The organism is Desulfosarcina variabilis str. Montpellier, from assembly GCF_048565275.1.
Classification (GTDB): domain Bacteria; phylum Desulfobacterota; class Desulfobacteria; order Desulfobacterales; family Desulfosarcinaceae; genus Desulfosarcina; species Desulfosarcina variabilis.
Genome location: NZ_CP159846.1, coordinates 8,617,216 through 8,634,845, shown reverse-complemented (window position 1 = coordinate 8,634,845; position 17,630 = coordinate 8,617,216). Strand labels below are relative to the sequence as shown.

The following is a 17,630-nucleotide window of genomic DNA, read 5'->3' as shown; positions in this document are numbered from 1 at the left end:
TCCGATAGAGTATAAAATATCTGAAAAATATCTGAGCAAATTATGTCTGGAATAAACGGAATAAACAGTAAAACAAGCACTGATTACATTAAAGAAATTTATGACTACAATGGACAATGGGATGTCCCTTCAAAATGCGGTCTTATGATAAAAATGAACAATGACGCGCACATTGTTATTGCCTCGGAATTATACGATGATAATCCCGGGACATCAGTAAATTACTGGAATTGTCATATAGCTGCCATGATTTGCCGAGAACGCAGTCTTGATCCTTCAAAACTTGTATTTATTGAACACACTCCCGACCGCGGATCAAAGCTTGAGAATTACAGAGAAACTTTTGACAGAGTAATTTTTCAGTGGGATGGTGAAAAATTTTCCGACCCTGACTGGGAGGAATTGACACGGGAACAGGTAGATGCACTGCTGAAAGGTTGAGAGCCCTTAAGGCTATCCGGTGTCGGAATACGATGGCATTCAATTGCCGATGCAACCCCGCTTGTTGCGTTGCTTGGCAGTCGGATAACGGTGATGATTTTTTGCGTTTCCATAACAGCTATGCAAAACAGGATAATTGAATTACAAGATTCACAATTTAGTGAGGAAAAAGATGAATTGCAGACGTAATTGATGAAAAGAAACGCATAAAAACATTTCCGTCCCCATCTTTCCCCAGAAAATGATTCTACCTTTCTCTGCCTTCTCTGATAATATCAACAATTTCATCTGTAGTAACCTTAGCTTTAATCGAGGGAACATCTAATGGTGAATCAGGGATTTTTTCTGGTATTAAAGCAAAAGTACGTCCATCTTTTCTCCGGATTATTACTTTACCGGTAGTTTCTGCTTGTTTAAGAACCGTTGCTAGTTTTTGTCTGGCTTCCGAATATGAATATACTTGCATTTTTAAACCTCCAATGTATCGAGATTGAGACTATTCGCAATTGCTTTTAGCTTTTTATCCAGTGTCAATAGTGGTGCTTTGTATCGAATAGCACAATCGAGAAAAAATGCATCATATGCATACATGTTATTTTCCTTGGATAAGTGCAGCACCTTTACAAAATCAGGTTCAATATACCGAATTGGAATACTGCTGAATATCAAAAATCCCTTTTGCGCCTCTTGAACCGACAATCTATTTTTTTTGAACATCGCCGTAAAGGCGTTGCCTATTTCCCATGGAATAGACCCTGGACCAATAAGAGTATTTCCTTTTGTTATTTCAATAAGTTTATTCCGTTCTGGCTCGGCAACAATCACGGCAACTAATGCTGAAGTGTCAATCACTATGTCCATTTTGCCTCCTTTCCGACTCTAAACATGACAATTGTACAACAGTTGTTCAATATGTCAAGGCTTTCAAGGCGGTAGAAAGGGCGCGATATGAGTTCGCACAACATAACGAAGCCCAGGGTTCGGGAAATACGGTAAATGGCGTGGTTGTGCAGTGACAGTTCACGTCCTTATCCGGGGAGATCTGAACGGCAGGTTGCCATCAACGGCATCCTTGACCATCCGCAGAAACTACCGGACGGGGCAACCGGTTGACCAAGTCCCAACGGCCTCGGGAACGTATCCGCCCGCGCTTACCGGGGCGGACAGTCTATCTGCGTCCAAATTTTCTCAAAAAAGCCTTGTTGGACAGCTATAATACCCAAAATGAGGTATGGAGGGATTCATTGGGTGGCACGTTCTCAATCGCCAAATTCGTCAAATCTTGCTGTGCACTACACATTGTGTCATCATAGTCCTTGACACCCAGTTGACACCTTGGCATGCTCGGTCCAACAAAAAGCAAGTTCTCATCTTTTACCTAAACTGGGCGATTGTCGAGCTTGCCGCATATACAAGGCAGATGTCTTTCCGCTATAGTCGCCTATGCGGGAAGACATCTAACGCCGGTCGAAGATCCCGCCGCCGGGGAGATGCGGTGAGATCGGCAACCCCGTCAGGGGTTCAAATTCTGGGAGGCAATAATGACCTACCTTGTTACCACGCTTACCGATTTTCATGCATACCAGCATTTGAATCGCCCAGTTTAGGAAATAACATCTGCAGCCAAAATACTATCAGTCAAATAGATGCAAATTCATCATCAATTGATAGTGTTTATTTGGATCATAATCTGATTGATGGAGACTCTGTTGACTATGGCACAGACTACGTTTCAGGTAGTCCTGATTTTTTAGATGCCACTGGTGGAGATTTTCATTTAAATGAGAATTCAAAAGCAATAGATTCCGGTACTCCTGTTGATGCCCCGCTTGTTGATTTTGACGAGACGATTAGACCAATTGGAATTGGTTTTGATATTGGAGCTTTTGAATATGCCGAGTCTTGTCAATAATCACCGGTCAAATAGACGAGATCCTTTGTTGTCCTAATCCTAATCGTATGAATATCACCGTACCCCATCTTTCCCCCGGATCATCGGTTCAGAAACTTTGCTTGACTATAGCCCGAAGGAAGAGGCAAAACAAGCCTGTATAAAAACCCCTGTTTGCCCGTTTCGGGTTGATGGGGTTGTCGATGAAAGGAAAATTATAATGAAACCTGTTGTTGTCCGCTTCGCCCCTTCTCCCACGGGCTATCTGCATATCGGCGGCGCCCGCACCGCCATTTTTAACTGGCTCTTCGCCCGCCAAAATGAGGAGAAATTTATCCTGCGCATCGAGGATACGGATGCCGAAAGATCCACCGAAGATGCCATTGAGGGCATTCTTAGAGGGCTCGAGTGGCTGGGCCTTGACTGGGATGAAGGCCCGGATTTTCAAAGCCGTCATGTAAAGGCCCATCGGGCCGCTGCCGAGCAGCTACTTGAAAGCGGCCATGCCTACAAGTGCTTTTGCACCAAAGAGGAATTGGATCGTAAAAGAGAGGCGGCCCGAAAGGAGAAGAAGACCTATCAATATGACGGCGCCTGCAGGAATCTTACACCGGAAGAGGTAAAAAAACGGGAGGCCGCCGGAGAGCCCTATATCATCCGGCTGAAGGTCCCGCGTCGGCCGGATGCGGTGGTATTTGAAGACAAGGTCTTCGGGATCATCGAAAAGCGATACGAGGACATCGAAGATTTTGTGTTGGTGCGCGCCAACGGCCAGCCGCTCTATGTGCTGGCCAATGCCGTGGATGACATTCGCGACGGCGTTACCCACATTATTCGGGGGCAGGACGGTCTGGCCAATACGCCCAAACAGATTCTGATCTATCAGAGTTTGGACGCGCCGCTACCGGTTTTTGCCCACATGTCCCTGACCCTGGATCCCCAAAAGGCCAAGATCTCCAAACGCAGACACGGTGAGCAGGTAGCCATTCACTACTATCGCGAACACGGTCTTCTGCCCTGGGCCATGGTTAACTTTCTTACACTGCTGGGCTGGGCCACAACGGATTCCAAAGAGATATTCAATCCGCAGGAGTTGGTCCAAGCCTTTCATCTCCAAGGGATCAGCCGCGCCAATTCGGTCTTCAATATCCAGCCCAACGACCCTAAATTTTTCACTGATCCCAAACTGATCAACATCAATGCCCATTACTTAAGGAACATGCCCGTGGAAGAACTGTTTCCCTTTGTCAAGCAGCAGCTCTTCTCAGCCGGTATGTGGGACACTTTGTTTGAATCAGAAAAAAAAGAGTGGTTTCTCAAAACAGTCGCGTTGATCCGCGAACGCTTTCACGTACTGAGCGATTTTACCACTCTGGGCGCGGCCTATTTCAGTGATGCGTTTCCTATGGATGAAACCGCCGTGCGCAAAAATCTGTTTGGAAAGGACGCCGCACCGGCATGGCTAGGGGATCTTGCCGATCAAATCGACACGTTAACGCCCTTTGACGCCAAAAGCGTGGAGGCCCTCCTGCGGGAATTTCTAAAGGCCAATAACCTCAAGCCCGGAAAACTCATCAATGCCGTGCGCACCGCCGTTACCGGCCAATCAAAGGGCCCAGAATTCATCGAGGTGCTGCTCTGTATCGGGCCCGAGCGCATCAGCCGGCGGCTGCGCCGGGCCGCTGTCTTTCAAGATTGATGTCGCATCGTTTAGAAAAAACTTTTCTAATTCGGAGGCGGTTTCCCTGACGACTTACGGGGTAGCCTCCAGCCTCAGCAATATCAAGGATCGAGATAAACGCTCCGCTGTGCTCCGCGCCCTTGACATTGCCAAGGCTTGTGGCAGCGGGCAAGGGGTAGGGGGCAAGGGGGGCGTTTGTGTAAATAGCGGGACGTAAATAGCGGGACGGTGGTGTTTTTATGCGTTTCCATAACAGCTATACAAAACAGGATAATTGAATTGCAAGATTCACAATTTGGTGAGGAAAAAGATGAATTTGCAGGCGTACCCGATGGAAAGAAACGCATAAAAACATCACCGTCCCCATCTTTCCCCGTTTCATTACGGCCAATTGTTGGCGAAGTGCAATATTCTCGGCAACAAGATTCGCGATGATTCTGATCTTCGGCCACATGAGCGCAACAAGATTTCGTAGCGTTTTCATCATTATGACAGGCTGACAGACAGAGGTCTATTTGTCAATAATTTCGGAAAGTACGGTTTTTTGCGAAGGACAGGTATTTTTTTATCTCGTTACATTAACACCTGCCTCTTCCCTATCCCACGTATTTTCGTTAATGCCCGCTTTTCTGAGTTTGTGTTTCTGAACTCGCTCTGTTGGTGTTTTGGGCAGACGTTCCATAAATTCCACATAACGAGGAACCGCGAAATAGGGCATTCTATCGTTAGCATGTTTTATTAAGTCTTCTGGTGTAATGTCGCAGTCAGATTTTAAGACAACGCATATTTTAACCTCGTCCTCGGCGAGTTCCGAAGCTACCGCAACCGCTGCTGACTCAAGGACCGAGGAATGTGAATTGATGACCCTTTCAACTTCGAAGGAGGAGATGTTCTCACCCCTTCTTCTGAGAGAATCTTTCTTTCTATCGACAAAATAATAATAACCGTCCTCATCCTGCTTTGCTAAATCTCCAGTATGAAACCAAAGATTTCTATATGCCTCGAGTGTTTTATCCGGCATATTGTAGTATTCGAGCATCATTGTAAAAGGTTCTTTCGGTCGGAATACAATCTCTCCTGGCTCTCCTATATCCACAGGCTTGTCTTGTTCATCGAAAAGTTCTATTTCGTAAATATCCATTGGTTTCCCACAGGTCCCCGGCCTTCTGTCGTTAGATCTTACATGGAGGGGGATGCCGATTTCGCTCATTCCAAATCCTTCCAGGCATTTGATTCCAAATCTTTTTTCTGCTATTTCCATTACACTTTGAGGGCATCCCCCTCCTAAAGCTATACGTACCGGATTATCGAGGTCGTTTTTCTTTTCGGGTTGTTTAGTCAAGATCGGGATGACTGCACCAAGATAATTGAACTGTGTCGCTTTGTATTTCCGAATGTCGTCCCAGAAACGAGAAGCACTGAATTTATCAGAAAGAACCATCTCTGCCCCTGCAATCAAGGTGGTCACCGTGGTCAGACACTGGGCATTAAAGTGATAAAGCGGCAAGAATGTATAAAAAATATCGTCTTTCGTGCCTTCTCGGTATTCAAGCATTTTTTCAGCGCATACAATCCAGAACTTATGAGGGCCCAAGGCCCCTTTTGAAGGCCCCGTCGTTCCCGATGTATAAATGATAGCGTGAGGGTCAGAAGGATATACCTTAACATCCACCGGAGTGTCTGGAACATCCAGAAAATCCTCAAGGCGGAGCATCGGGATAATTAATTCCTCAAGATCCTTTGGATCAACGTCTCCAATGACTATGAGTCTCTCAAGCTTCTTCAGGTCACTCTGAATCATCTTTACCCGTTCAATATATTCCGGAGTCGTTACTAGTATTTTTGAATCTGATTGATCTACGATATGACGTAGGAATTCGCCTTTATAGGAAATATTGACAGGAACCTCAACCGCGCCGATTTTTGCTGCCCCAAACCACAGCAACAGGAGTTCAGGACTGTTAGGAAGCATGAAGCTGACCTTGTCATTTTTTTGGATGCCTATTTTCTGAAATGCTTGGGCATATCGGTTAGACAAACGGTTAATCTGTTCGTAAGAAAAACAATCATCTTTGAATCGTAAAAAAACTTTATCTTTATATTTTTTGGCTCGATCTTCTATTAATTCTCCAAGAACATAAGGGGTGTATTTATTCTCCACGATAACTCCTTTACGCTTTTACAGTAGAATGCTGTGAAGTTTACTGAATTCTGGCAAACGATGTCAGTTGGACATGGAAAAATTTCAAAGGCTTTGCCATTAGTCGGCGATGATGCCAACATAAGTGTCAGTTCAAAACAACTGCAGTGTTGTGAATGTCGGTTCCACCATAAAAGAGCAAGAAAAAAAATCTAAGGCTCTTGCCCATTTGGGCGTTAATCCGATAACACCATTTCTACGGATTGATCCTATATTTATAAATTTTTAATATTCTTGATTTACGCATTTGTCATCGTATATTATGGCTAATCCATCTGTATTTCCTCCATAAAAAGTTGTAGCTTTCGAAATTATACTCTTATTTCTTCTAATAAACGCGTATTTACTTTACCAAGTTCAAAGTTTTGATTCTTCAATATTTTTTGCAAAAATGAAATAGTTGTACCAATGCCCTGAACAGTAAACTCATCTAAGGCCGCTAACATCCTTTTAAGAGCATGTTGGCGATCTTTGCCTTGAACAATCAATTTGCCAATTAATGAATCATAGTATATCGATATTACGAATTCATTAAAACAATGTGAATCTAACCTAATTCCAGGGCCTTGTGGTGTATCCCATCTTGTTATTTTGCCAGGTGTTGGCCGAAAATTATCCTCTGCTACCTCAGCATTGATCCGGCATTCTATGGCATGACCTGTAAACTTTATGTCGTCTTGAACGAATGAAAGTTTCTCACCATTTGCTACGTTAATTTGTTCTTGAACGAGGTCAATACCGGTAATCATTTCTGTAACTGGATGTTCAACCTGAATCCTGGTGTTTACTTCCAAGAAATAAAATTTTTCGGTATCTTGATCAACTACAAATTCTACAGTTCCAGCGTTTTCATAATTAATATAATTTGCCAGTTTTACAGCAGAAGTATGAAGATCGTTGCGCAGCTTATTGGAAATATTTGGTGCTCCAGATTCTTCAATCATTTTTTGATGTCGGCGCTGAACCGAACAATCGCGTTCACCTAAATGAACTATATTGCCATATTTATCACCTATAACTTGAACCTCAATGTGGCGAGCGTGTGGAAGATATTTTTCTATATAAAGCGTTCCGTCAGCAAATGCGGATTTGGATTCAGCAGTTGCCAAATCAAAAATCTCTTTAAGATTATTCTTCTCTGCTTCAGTGACGATCTTCATTCCTCGACCACCTCCACCAGAAGCGGCTTTAAGCATTATTGGAAATCCGATTTCATCAACAACTTTATGTATTTCATCATAAGTACCAATTTTTTGTGAACCAGGTAAACATGGCACGCCACATTCTTCAGCTATGGCCCGGGCTGTCAACTTGTTCCCCAATTTAATCATATGATCAGCTTTAGGACCAATAAAGATTAAACCAGCGTCAGCGCAAGCTTGTGGCAATTCAGGTTTCTCTGATAAGAATCCATAACCTGGATGAATAGCATCTGCTCCAGTGTCTTTTGCTGTTTTAATAATGACTGGAATATTTAGATACGTTGTAACACCAGGTCCTCCGATTATGATAGTTTCGTCTGCCAATCTAGTGGCTAAGGTATCTACATCTGCTTCTGATACAACTAGGACGGTTTTGATCCCCATTACCCGACAAGTTCTTATTATTCGGGCAGCTATTTCGCCCCTGTTTGCAATTAATATTTTGTTGATTATTTTCATATTCATCTCCCGAATACTGTCCAAATTGTATTGATTTTAGAAAAGTTCTATATCTACATTGAATGGAATTTCGAAAGCTTTTTAAATTTTTATTTTCATTAAAGGTTGTCCAGTTTCAATTACTTCGTTATCTTTAATATAAATTTCGACAATTTCGCCATCAACAGGTGCTGCTATACTACTGAATACTTTCATTACTTCAAATATTCCAACAGTCTGACCTTCTTGTACCTTCGTTCCGACTACAACATATGGAGGCTCGCCTGGAGATGATTGCGCATAAAATAACCCATGTGAAGGAGATTTAACCATTTCGTACCCAACCTCTTCTTGAACCTCTTTATTAAATATTGTAACGGCAGCTTCTTCTACATTTGCATTTTTTTTATCTAAAATCTCTTCTTGCGTAGCATTTAACGCCACACTACTTACACTGATAGGTTGCTCTTTATTCGATACGTTAACTTCAACATCATCCGACAGGCCGTTTTTGCTAATTAAAATCGAAGTTACACCATTTTCCAATTTTAAGAAGTCAAAAGAAGACTCTCCTAACTTATGAATCAAATCAGTAATACTTTCAATTTTATCAACGTCAAATACATCAAATATGTTTTGTGTCATTTTTGATTTCCTCCATTTAATTTTTTGCGGTTCTTTAAAAAGATTAAGTTGTGGGTCGCTTTGAATGCGTAAGAATGCGTTTCGATATAGTGTTAAGTTTCAAATGTTAAGCAGTAAATTGGATCCGTTTGGTAACCAAATCGGCAGATTTCCTTTCCTTAACACTTTAAACGTTGCATTTAACACCACTAACCTACCAACGATTTGGTTTATGCGATACTTGCTTAATCAGACGTCACTGGAGTTTTCTGGAGAACCGAATGATTTTTTTTCAAAATTAATGAACCATTCGGACTTTTAACTTGAATATTTGTGATTTTAGTCTCATTAAGCAGCGTATTTATGAGTTCCTGAATCGGTGTCTCGGAAGCGGAGAATTTCATTATCCCATTACGCTTCATAGTTACCTTATTCATAGTATCTATTTCTTTTGTTCCGTTCATCATAAAGCGTAGCATGAAATCCTCGTCTGACAAATTAACCGCATTTAATTTATTTCTTACTTCTTTAAGAGATAGATGCTGTACATTTTCTTTTGCGTCTTTCCATATTTCTTTAATATGCTTAGCACGGGGCAAATTCAAAAATTTGTCTTTTAAGTTTTGATCCATATCAAGATAACCAGAATCCTCATTAAACTGGCCCATCGCAACTTTAATCATCTCATCTATAACAACTTTATATCTTTCACCCGAGGCTATATTAAGAGCGGCTTGCGTACAAACAAATTGTGAATAAGGCGTAATCAAGTGTGGATAGCCAGTTTCCTCGCTAATTTTGATAACTTCTTCTATAACCTCACTAATTTGACTCTTTATATGGAGTTCATTTAACTGATGTATTGTATTAGAAATAACACCACCTGGTATTTTGTGTTTGTAATGGTATACATTAAAGCGTGTGGGCCCAAAATCAGTTGGCAAGGGAAATTTTCCAACGGCTCTCAATGCATCTTCTTTACCCATTTGTTTCGCCATTGAATAAATTCGTTTTGAAATACGTTCAATTCGTTCCAGATCAAGATTTACTTCATATCCTAAGCGCTTTGCGTTATCCGCAATATTAAATACACTTGGCTGCGCAGTCCCTTCGGCCATTGGCGGTGTTGCAACATGGAATGCACGGCATCCTAACTTCATTGCTTCCACATAGACTACATCAGCTAAACCTGTTGTACAATGTCCATGAAGTTCGAGAGGCACACCATTCGAATATTTCTCAAGAATGGGCCATACCCCTCTTATCGAGTCAATATCTAACAACCCCCCTGCATCTTTTAGATACATTAGATCCGGCTTATAAGAAGCCATAAATTTTGTTTTCTTTTTCCAATATCCTTCCATTTGATGTCTCGGAGATATATAATAACAAAGTGCGAAATTGAGTTCTAAACCAAGTTTCTTGATCATAGGAATATACCAGTCATACCCAATATCCCCATAGACATTACCCATAACTTGAACACGTTGTAGTGCACCGTAGTCTACAAGTAATTGATGGAACAGTTCTACCATAGATCGAGGAATAGCCCACATCTCCCATAGGTCTGTGCTTGCCTGACTCATTATGGCTTTTGGTGTTTTTGTTTTCCCATATAACTTTACCATTTCCCATGGATTTTCTCTCAAATCACGAGTATATTTTTTAAAATTAACCGGCACAAATGGCGCATCAATTACTGCGTAGCCAGCTTTGTCTACATCATTGATAATCTCTGCCATCATGCCAATCGGCATTCCGGACGCCCAGTTACTTTGAGCTCCATCACGTGTCGTTGTGTCAATAAAATTTACCATCTCTTTCATTAGATTTCTCCTTGATTTATTAGATGTTCAGGTCATCCTTGATTTATGATAAAAAAAGACCAATGCATATACACCCGGACTAAGTATATGAGTACCGGTTGTAAATTCATTGGTCTTTATGGGAGCAACCTTATCGGATACTCCTTTAACCACCAATAACTACATAAAAAAACTACAAAGGTCTTTCATGCCATGCAGCATCATTCATTACTGGCACTTAAACATAGTTACAAAAAAGAAAAGACCAACGTTTAAGAGACTCATAACTGAGCCCACGTAAACGTTGGTCTTTTTAAGGCCGTCCCAAATAAGGATTTCCTTTAAACCACCAACTAATTCTTAGCCATACCTATACAGAATTAGCTAATATGTCAACAGAAAAAAATAATAGCGCTTATAAAAAAAATATAATTCAGTCATCGTACAGAAACATCCAAAAATAATAGGCAAATGTGGTAAGGTATGAAATAGATTTCCCACAATTTAGTGGACACCTCAGAAATCCTAATGTAAATGGGCGACAGGAGGTGGAGCATTGTCAAGGCAAAAAAGTGCTTGATTATGAAACGCCGCAAGAATACCAAATAATTCCCCTTACAGCTTAACTCGGCGCCACTGTTTTTTGGGGATTTCTAATATGACAAAGTAGAAGTAATTGCTGAGTTAATATCAAAAATATTTAGCTGTAGAAAGAGAGGAGATAATGCCTGATTTACTATCAAATGAGAAGATAGAAGGCAGTTTTGAATCTGATAAATACCCATTAACTAATAAAGATAGAAAGAAATTGCAGCATGAAATAAAAATTTATATGGAGAAATATTTTAAAAGCAAATTAGGTCAAGCTGCTGAAAATTTTAAGATATTTATTTGGAGTGATATGCTTATTTTTCGTGCTGAAAAGATTTTGAGTCCACCGGAAAAATATATTGCACAAAAACTTAAAGGCTCTCAATTTGTAAGAAAAGCTAGAATGGAGGTAGCAAAGCAGCATTCTTTGGATAATTTGTCATATTTAGAAAAAAAATTGAAAGCAAAATGCATTAGACAAAGCTACGATGTTGACGCAGAAAAAGATTTTTTTATTCATGTGATGGTTTTTGATAAAGTTTTTATAGATGTATAAACTGAATTTTGCACCATAGATTTTACCTAAAGTGGATACGAGAGCGGAAAAAACCGGGGGAGCTAAGCCGCTTTTTTTAGCTGCTGCTCCTGCTGAACAAACCTTGGATACCACTGTTGAAATATTTCCCGAAGTTCATCATTGAGTACACGAGTTTTTGGGGACGCCCATTAAAGTGCGGGTCAAGTAAAAAAACACCTCCCCGTACGAAAAAATAGACTTTTTTCGCTTGGCCAATATTATTTGTTTAAACGACGTTTTCGCTGTTTCCCTTTATGGTACTCCCCATCGTCAAGACAAAAATCAGGTTTTTTTCTGATTATCACGGATTTTGGGGAGGTCCTCTAAACCCCCCGAGTGACGCCGAAATAAGAAGATTTTGCAACCAATTCTCATGATATCGGAAGCCATTCAGTCTTTCTGCCGGACTTTGCAAGCCATGATACTTGGCGACCGTCCTCGGATTTGAAGGCGCAAAATTCTGGATGAGTGCCCATCCGCGAATACCCTGCTCGGCTGCCTCAAGACTTCCATGGAAATATTGGGTGCAGAATAGGTAACGATCCAATCGTTGCATGAGCCTATCGACCATGTTGCTTGTCCGATGCGCGCCGGGATGGTTATAAGCAATTGAAAATGAGGGAAGATTATTGCGCAGCTTTTCAAGCTTGGTCATGATGACAGATGGCATCTCACGGCAGGAAGCCCATTCGTGAAGACGCCTCACCCGTTGAGCAAAAGAGGCTTTGCTTTTAGCCTGATAGCAGCTCCACAGCTTATCTGAAACCAACCGGAAGATATCTTTGAACTTTTTCCGTGATCGATCTCGGATGGAAATGTAAAGGTGTAAAAAGCAGGAGATGAGCACCATAGCCGGGAATAATGACTTGAATGCGTTCATGGTTGGCATCCAGCCATCCGTGTTGCAGGTTTGCGGAGAGTAAGTCGGGTTCAAGTCCTGCGCTTCCTTTTTAAAAACACCATAGCCGGCCTCAAGGTCCTGTTGGCCGGCACTTTTCTTCACGGCCACGCCTAAAATGCAATCGTTGCCGACCGTGCAGGGCACATAGACCTTTTCGCCCTTGATTCGGCTGTGTTTTTCATCCGCGCTGATATGCTGGGGCAGGTATTCAGGGTTTTTAATGGAGGTGCCGATGAGGCTGTTTTTGCCAAGAGACGTCTCCATTCGGTACCAATACATCGGGTTTTTTCCGAAGCCGTAGGCTAACATCCAGAAGGGAACAGCAGCCTTGCGCAACATGAGAGGTTTTTCAACATCCTTTGTAAACCCAGTCATATAGGGCATAGCAAAGGCTGGACGTATCGTATAGGCGATGCCATCAACTTTAATACGGCGGATCCAAATCGACAGCTTTTTCGAACGATACTTATCTTTCATCCGATAGCCTTTGGAAAATGAAGGCGGAAACAGTTCTGGGAAAAGCTCATATTGCGCATCCAGAAATTTTCTGAAATCGACGGCCGAATTGATTTTGTTGTCATAGGGTTCTTGAGAAAATGGTAAACATATGGTTCTATTGAGTCGGGTGGTGGATGTTGCTGCATCTGCTTTTCCCATGTATAGTTAGAGACCTCCTTGCCAGGGTATGGTCTCTAACTATACAAAATCATTAATAAAAAGTCTAGTTGTTTAAATATTACGAAAAATCAACATGTTACACTAATGTTCATCCAGCTCCCCTAAATCCGTTATAATCAGGTTTTTTTAAGGTGGATTTTCAGACCCGTACCGACCCTGAAAAAATGAAATAAAAATGTAAGCCAGTGCTTAGTCGCGTAGCGAAACCGGCCTACGATAATCCTTTCCTTTCAAAATAGCCATTGAAATATACCTCAGCCGGGGTCTGGTACTCAAGAGACTGGTGAGGCCGCTCGTTGTTATAATATTCGAAATAGTCTCCGATATCCCGAATTGCCTCCCGGACGGTTTCATAGTCGTGAAGATACACGCATTCGTATTTCACGCTCCGCCAGAGCCGCTCAATGAATACATTATCAAGCGCTCTACCACGACCATCCATGCTTATCGCTATCTCGGCGCCTCGGAGCATGCCTGTAAATGCATTGCTGGTAAACTGACTGCCCTGATCGCTGTTGAAGATCTCTGGCGTGGCCACCTTCAGGGCCTCACGTAAGGCCTTCAAACAAAAGTCCACATCCTGTGTTGTGGAGAACTCATAGCTCAGGACATAGCGGCTGTACCAGTCCATTATCGCCACGAGATAAATGAAACCGTGTTTCAGCCGGATATACGTAATATCCGTCGACCAGACCTGATCGGGCCGGTCGATGCTTACCCCCCGCAACAGGTATGGATATACTTTATGCCCGTTTCCAGGTTTACTCAGATTCGGCTTCGGGTAGAGCGCCTCTATTCCCATCAGCCGCATCAAACGCCGTATCCGTTTGGGATTGACCACATGCCCCTTGCGCTGTAAGACAGCTGTCATGCGTTCAACCCCGCAGAAGGGATGCCGGGTATATTCCTCGTCGATCAATCGCATCAGGGCCAAGTTGTATGTATCATCCCGACACGGTTGATAGTAATATCCGGACCGGCTTAACCCCAAAAGCTCGCATTGCCTCGTAATTGAGATCCGGGGGTGTTCAGGGTCGATAACACCCCGTTTTCGTTCAACGGAGACGCTCAGATTTTTTTTTGAGCCAATCCAGTTCAACCTTTAGTTGACCGATTTGGCGGTAAAGCTCGGATTGCAAAGATTCGGCGTCGGATTCCTTTTTTTTACGTTTTCTTGAAAAAATATCAGGTAGTTCGTCTAAAAGCTGTTTTCGCCATTGAGTAATTTGGTTTGGGTGAACCCCGAATTCACTGGACAGCTGGGCAATCGTTTTTTCCTTTTTGACCGCTTCCAAGGCGACCTTCGCTTTAAATGCAGCGCTATGGTTCCTCCGAATTTTTCCCACCGATGAGCCTCCTTTGGACCGGTCAGGATACGCTCATTTTCCCCTAAAAACATCACCGTTATATATTAAAATCATTACAGAATACACCGCCACAAGTAGTATAAAAATAGAATCTTTTTCGCGTAGAAAAAGAGAAAACCTCCTGATAGATAATGAGAAAAAATTGGGCTTATAGGATTACAGGAGGTTAAAGAAATGGACGACATTGCCCGCTTTGAATTGTTTTGTAAACTCCGTAGCCAGATTCGGGGCTCGGACAACCACCTGATCGTCGGAATCGATATTGCCAAGGACAAGCACCATGCTTTTTTCGGCACCCCCAAAGGCCAGTCACTGTGGCGGCGCCTGATTTTTACCAACGATCTGACAGGGTTTAACCGGCTCATCGAACAGGCGGATACACTCATGACCCAGCACAACCTGAAATCGGCCGTGTTCGGCATGGAACCGACCAGCAACTACCACAAACCGCTGATCCACTGGCTTACCGAGCAAGGTCATTTGGTTGTCCTTGTGGGTGGCAAGGCGGTGAAGGACAACCGGGAACTGCTCGATGGGCGCTGGGACAAAAACGATACCAAGGACAGCGCTAATGTGGCTGATCTGATCAGTCAGGGCAAGTGCCTGTTCTATGAAAATCCAGAGGCCGACATGTTGGCCCTGCGCAACCTTTTGTCAGTCCGCCGGCAGCTGAAAAAAGAAGATCATCGCCTACGAATGCGCATCCGCAACGGTCTGCTGGCCAAATACTTCCCTGAAATGGATCGCCACTGGGGATCGTGCATAACTGAAAACCTGGCCATCGTCCGGTGGTATCTGGACCCGCGTCAGATTGCCGCAACCGAGTTCGACGTTTTTGTCCGCCATGTCACGACCACCGACCGGGGCGCACGTCAGGCGAGTCGTTTGAGAAAAATCTACAATGCGGCTGAACATACCATCGGGCTTCCCGTGGATGACGCAGCCCGATATGAAGCGACAATGCTGGTGGAGCGTTTCAAGTCTGTCGAGGAACAACTTGCCAGTGTCATGGATCAGGTAAAGTCCGTATGTAATCGTTTGCCCGCATACAAGCTGTTACTGACCATTCCCGGGTTCGGTGTTTATATTGCGCCCCTGGTACTATCTGCCTTGGCCAATCCAATGCGGTTTAAAAGTCGCAAGCAGGTGATCCGGCTGGCCGGTCTGGATCTCAACGCCAGCCGCAGCGGCAAAAAAAGTAAGGAGAAGGTTCCGGTGATTTCCAAAAGAGGCGATTCTGAGCTGCGCTACGGGCTGTATCAGGCTGCGTTAATCGCCTCCTATCACAATGATGCCTTCCGCCGTATCTACAACCGCATGCTGGAAGGCCGCCAAGGGGAGCGAGGAATCAAGACAAAGGCCCGCGTAAAGATCGCAGCCAAAATGCTGGTGATTGCCTGGACCATGCTGAAAAATAACGAACCGTTCAATCCAAACTATCTGCTGGCAGAGCCCGTTCATCCCCGTTGAAACATTGATTTCGGGAGGGACAATCCTGGGCCTGCCAGCTCCATCTAAGAAGTAATACATCTCGATGAAGTGAGGATGAGATTGAACAGCTGACACAAGCACCGCTTTAACATTTTCGGCGAGAGAGCCCGTCCATAGACGTAGAGGCGAAAGAACCTCGTGAGGGACAATCAGTGGGCCTCTCTTCCGAACTTGAGAATCTGGATAAGGAATGATTGGCGGATCCGCAGGTTCGGGTCATGCCGGATAAACGTAACGATCAGATCAAAAGTTCGCCGAAGGAAGAGAATACCTCGCCAACCCTTTTATAAAATCAACAAGAGAGGTGCGTATTTTAAACCAGTCCGCTTATAAACAATTGTTTTTACAGTATTAATTTTTTTATTGACATAAGGAATATAGAATGTCCCCATTTTTCCCGGCCAATCAAAGGGCCCTGTGCTATCGCCAGTAAAAAATGAACCCACCTTCCGGCGGAAACTGAACCCACTACACCGCCATTTCTAAAACGACCGAAAGGGAGATTTTCGGACCCACCCAGAAGGCAATTCCCTATAATATCGTGCCATCCATTCCACCTTTTGTATGAGAGGGCACGATGCAACGAGCGCGACCCCGTAAGCGGCCGTGTAAGATCTGCCGCAAATGGTTCCTGCCGGATCCGCGGCAGATCGGCAGACAAAAAACTTGCGGCGATCCTTTATGCCAAAAAGAAAACCATCGTCGTCAATGCGCGAAGGGTAAATAGCGGGACGGTGGTGTTTTTATGCGTTTCCATAACAGCCATAAAAAACAGGATAATTGAATCAAAAGATTCATAAATTGGTGAGGAAAAAGATCAATTTGCAGGCGTACCCGATGAAAAGAAACGCATAAAAACATCCCCGTCCCCAACTTTCCTTAAAAACATCCCCGTCCCCAACTTTCCTGGACCTGGCTCCAAAAGCTCCGTCGGTGTACCATCCGCCAAAATCGCGAAAAGCTATCCGGCCGAGTCGAGGTCGATGAGTTTACCATCGGCGGTGAGCGTTCCGGCAAACGTGGGCGGGGTGCTGAAGGCAAGACCATTGTCGTTATAGCTGTTGAACAAAACGATACCAAGAAACAGATTGGCCGTATACGCATGCATGTCGCTCTAAACTTCTCCGGAGCGTCACTGGGGAAATTCATTCTCGACAACATTGCTCCCGGCGCGTTGATCGCAACGGATAAATGGTCCAGCTATAATGTCATTGATAAAGAGCAATATGGTCGTGAAATAACGAATCAAAGCAAGAGCAAAGATTACGACAAGCTCTATGGCGCTCACTTGATAACCACGTTGGTGAAGCGCTTGATAAGAAGTACTTTTCAGGGACGATTTGAACCGAAATACCTTCAGAACTACTTGGACGAGTATGTTTTTCGATTCAACCGCCGCAAATCGTTGAACATTGGAAAGAAGTTTATGCGTATTGTTCAGCAAGCGGTAAATTCTGTCCCTGTTACCTGGGGAAAAATCCATTGGGATCTGGACCCAATATCTAAGTTTTTGGCTATCACTGGAGCTTCATAGAGAACCGGATAATCTAAAAAGGCAATTAATGGTAATAATGTTGCCTCTATTATTTGGTATTGTTGAAATATTCGTAACTAACCCTTTACTAAAAATACATACACCGGAAATTTGGTATGACCTATGAGTCAATGCATAATTATTTACGGATCAGAACCTATTCCATGGATATAATAAAAAATTATGCATAGGCATCTCTATACTCGGTA

At 43.3% G+C, this 17,630-nt stretch carries 14 protein-coding genes; 6 read left to right on the top strand and 8 right to left on the bottom strand.

The genetic code is table 11. The features are described 5' to 3' along the window. The first annotated feature begins 42 nt into the window (after nt 1-42). Nucleotides 43-441 (top strand): hypothetical protein, encoded by a 399-nt coding sequence (locus Dvar_RS38930; protein ID WP_419658844.1) that lies wholly within the window; start codon nt 43-45, stop codon nt 439-441. Between the two features lie 247 nt (nt 442-688). Here Dvar_RS38930 and Dvar_RS38925 read toward each other — a convergent pair whose 3' ends face one another. Both Dvar_RS38925 and Dvar_RS38920 read right to left on the bottom strand, forming a co-directional pair. Beyond that, nucleotides 689-907, bottom strand: coding sequence for a type II toxin-antitoxin system Phd/YefM family antitoxin (locus tag Dvar_RS38925; protein WP_419658843.1), 219 nt, complete (start codon nt 905-907; stop codon nt 689-691). Between the two features lie 2 nt (nt 908-909). Then, nucleotides 910-1,302, bottom strand: a complete 393-nt coding sequence (locus Dvar_RS38920) for a type II toxin-antitoxin system VapC family toxin (protein ID WP_419658842.1) — start codon at nt 1,300-1,302, stop codon at nt 910-912. Between the two features lie 634 nt (nt 1,303-1,936). Here Dvar_RS38920 and Dvar_RS38915 point away from each other — a divergent pair. Together Dvar_RS38915 and gltX are read left to right on the top strand one after the other, a co-directional pair. Next, entirely contained in the window at nt 1,937-2,353 is a 417-nt protein-coding gene (locus Dvar_RS38915) for a choice-of-anchor Q domain-containing protein (RefSeq protein ID WP_419658841.1), read from the top strand. Nucleotides 2,354-2,552: 199 nt separating this feature from the next. After that, on the top strand, nt 2,553-4,031 hold the full coding sequence (gene gltX / locus Dvar_RS38910; protein ID WP_419658840.1) for a glutamate--tRNA ligase: 1,479 nt from the start codon (nt 2,553-2,555) through the stop codon (nt 4,029-4,031). A gap of 547 nt (nt 4,032-4,578) precedes the next feature. On the opposite strand, the gene Dvar_RS38905 is transcribed toward gltX, so the two are convergent. The 4 genes from Dvar_RS38905 to Dvar_RS38890 form a co-directional block, all read right to left on the bottom strand. Further along, complete coding sequence (locus tag Dvar_RS38905; protein WP_419658839.1) at nt 4,579-6,174, bottom strand: AMP-binding protein; 1,596 nt, start codon at nt 6,172-6,174, stop codon at nt 4,579-4,581. A gap of 350 nt (nt 6,175-6,524) precedes the next feature. Beyond that, nucleotides 6,525-7,874: an acetyl-CoA carboxylase biotin carboxylase subunit gene (locus Dvar_RS38900; RefSeq protein WP_419658838.1), complete on the bottom strand. Its 1,350-nt coding sequence runs from the start codon at nt 7,872-7,874 to the stop codon at nt 6,525-6,527. A gap of 81 nt (nt 7,875-7,955) precedes the next feature. Continuing rightward, complete coding sequence (locus tag Dvar_RS38895) at nt 7,956-8,498, bottom strand: acetyl-CoA carboxylase biotin carboxyl carrier protein (protein WP_419658837.1); 543 nt, start codon at nt 8,496-8,498, stop codon at nt 7,956-7,958. Nucleotides 8,499-8,722: 224 nt separating this feature from the next. Further along, nucleotides 8,723-10,303: a hypothetical protein gene (locus Dvar_RS38890; RefSeq protein WP_419658836.1), complete on the bottom strand. Its 1,581-nt coding sequence runs from the start codon at nt 10,301-10,303 to the stop codon at nt 8,723-8,725. A 703-nt stretch (nt 10,304-11,006) separates the two neighbouring features. Here Dvar_RS38890 and Dvar_RS38885 point away from each other — a divergent pair. Then, a complete protein-coding gene (locus Dvar_RS38885; RefSeq protein WP_419658835.1) occupies nt 11,007-11,429 on the top strand; it encodes a DUF2294 domain-containing protein in 423 nt (140 codons plus the stop codon). Nucleotides 11,430-11,751: 322 nt separating this feature from the next. Here the strand turns inward: Dvar_RS38885 and Dvar_RS38880 are convergent, their stop codons facing one another. Both Dvar_RS38880 and Dvar_RS38875 read right to left on the bottom strand, forming a co-directional pair. After that, a complete protein-coding gene (locus Dvar_RS38880; RefSeq protein ID WP_419655564.1) occupies nt 11,752-13,008 on the bottom strand; it encodes a hypothetical protein in 1,257 nt (418 codons plus the stop codon). Nucleotides 13,009-13,240: 232 nt separating this feature from the next. Continuing rightward, a protein-coding gene (locus Dvar_RS38875) for an IS3 family transposase (RefSeq protein WP_419658834.1) occupies nt 13,241-14,375 on the bottom strand; the annotation gives its coding sequence in 2 pieces (ribosomal slippage) (nt 13,241-14,110 and nt 14,112-14,375; 1,134 coding nt in all). A gap of 195 nt (nt 14,376-14,570) precedes the next feature. Between Dvar_RS38875 and Dvar_RS38870 the strand changes: the two genes are divergently transcribed. Then, nucleotides 14,571-15,866, top strand: coding sequence for an IS110 family transposase (locus tag Dvar_RS38870; RefSeq protein WP_419657888.1), 1,296 nt, complete (start codon nt 14,571-14,573; stop codon nt 15,864-15,866). 961 nt (nt 15,867-16,827) lie between these two features. Further along, nucleotides 16,828-17,421, top strand: a complete 594-nt coding sequence (locus Dvar_RS38865) for an IS1595 family transposase (RefSeq protein WP_419664223.1) — start codon at nt 16,828-16,830, stop codon at nt 17,419-17,421. The last annotated feature ends 209 nt before the right edge of the window (nt 17,422-17,630 follow it).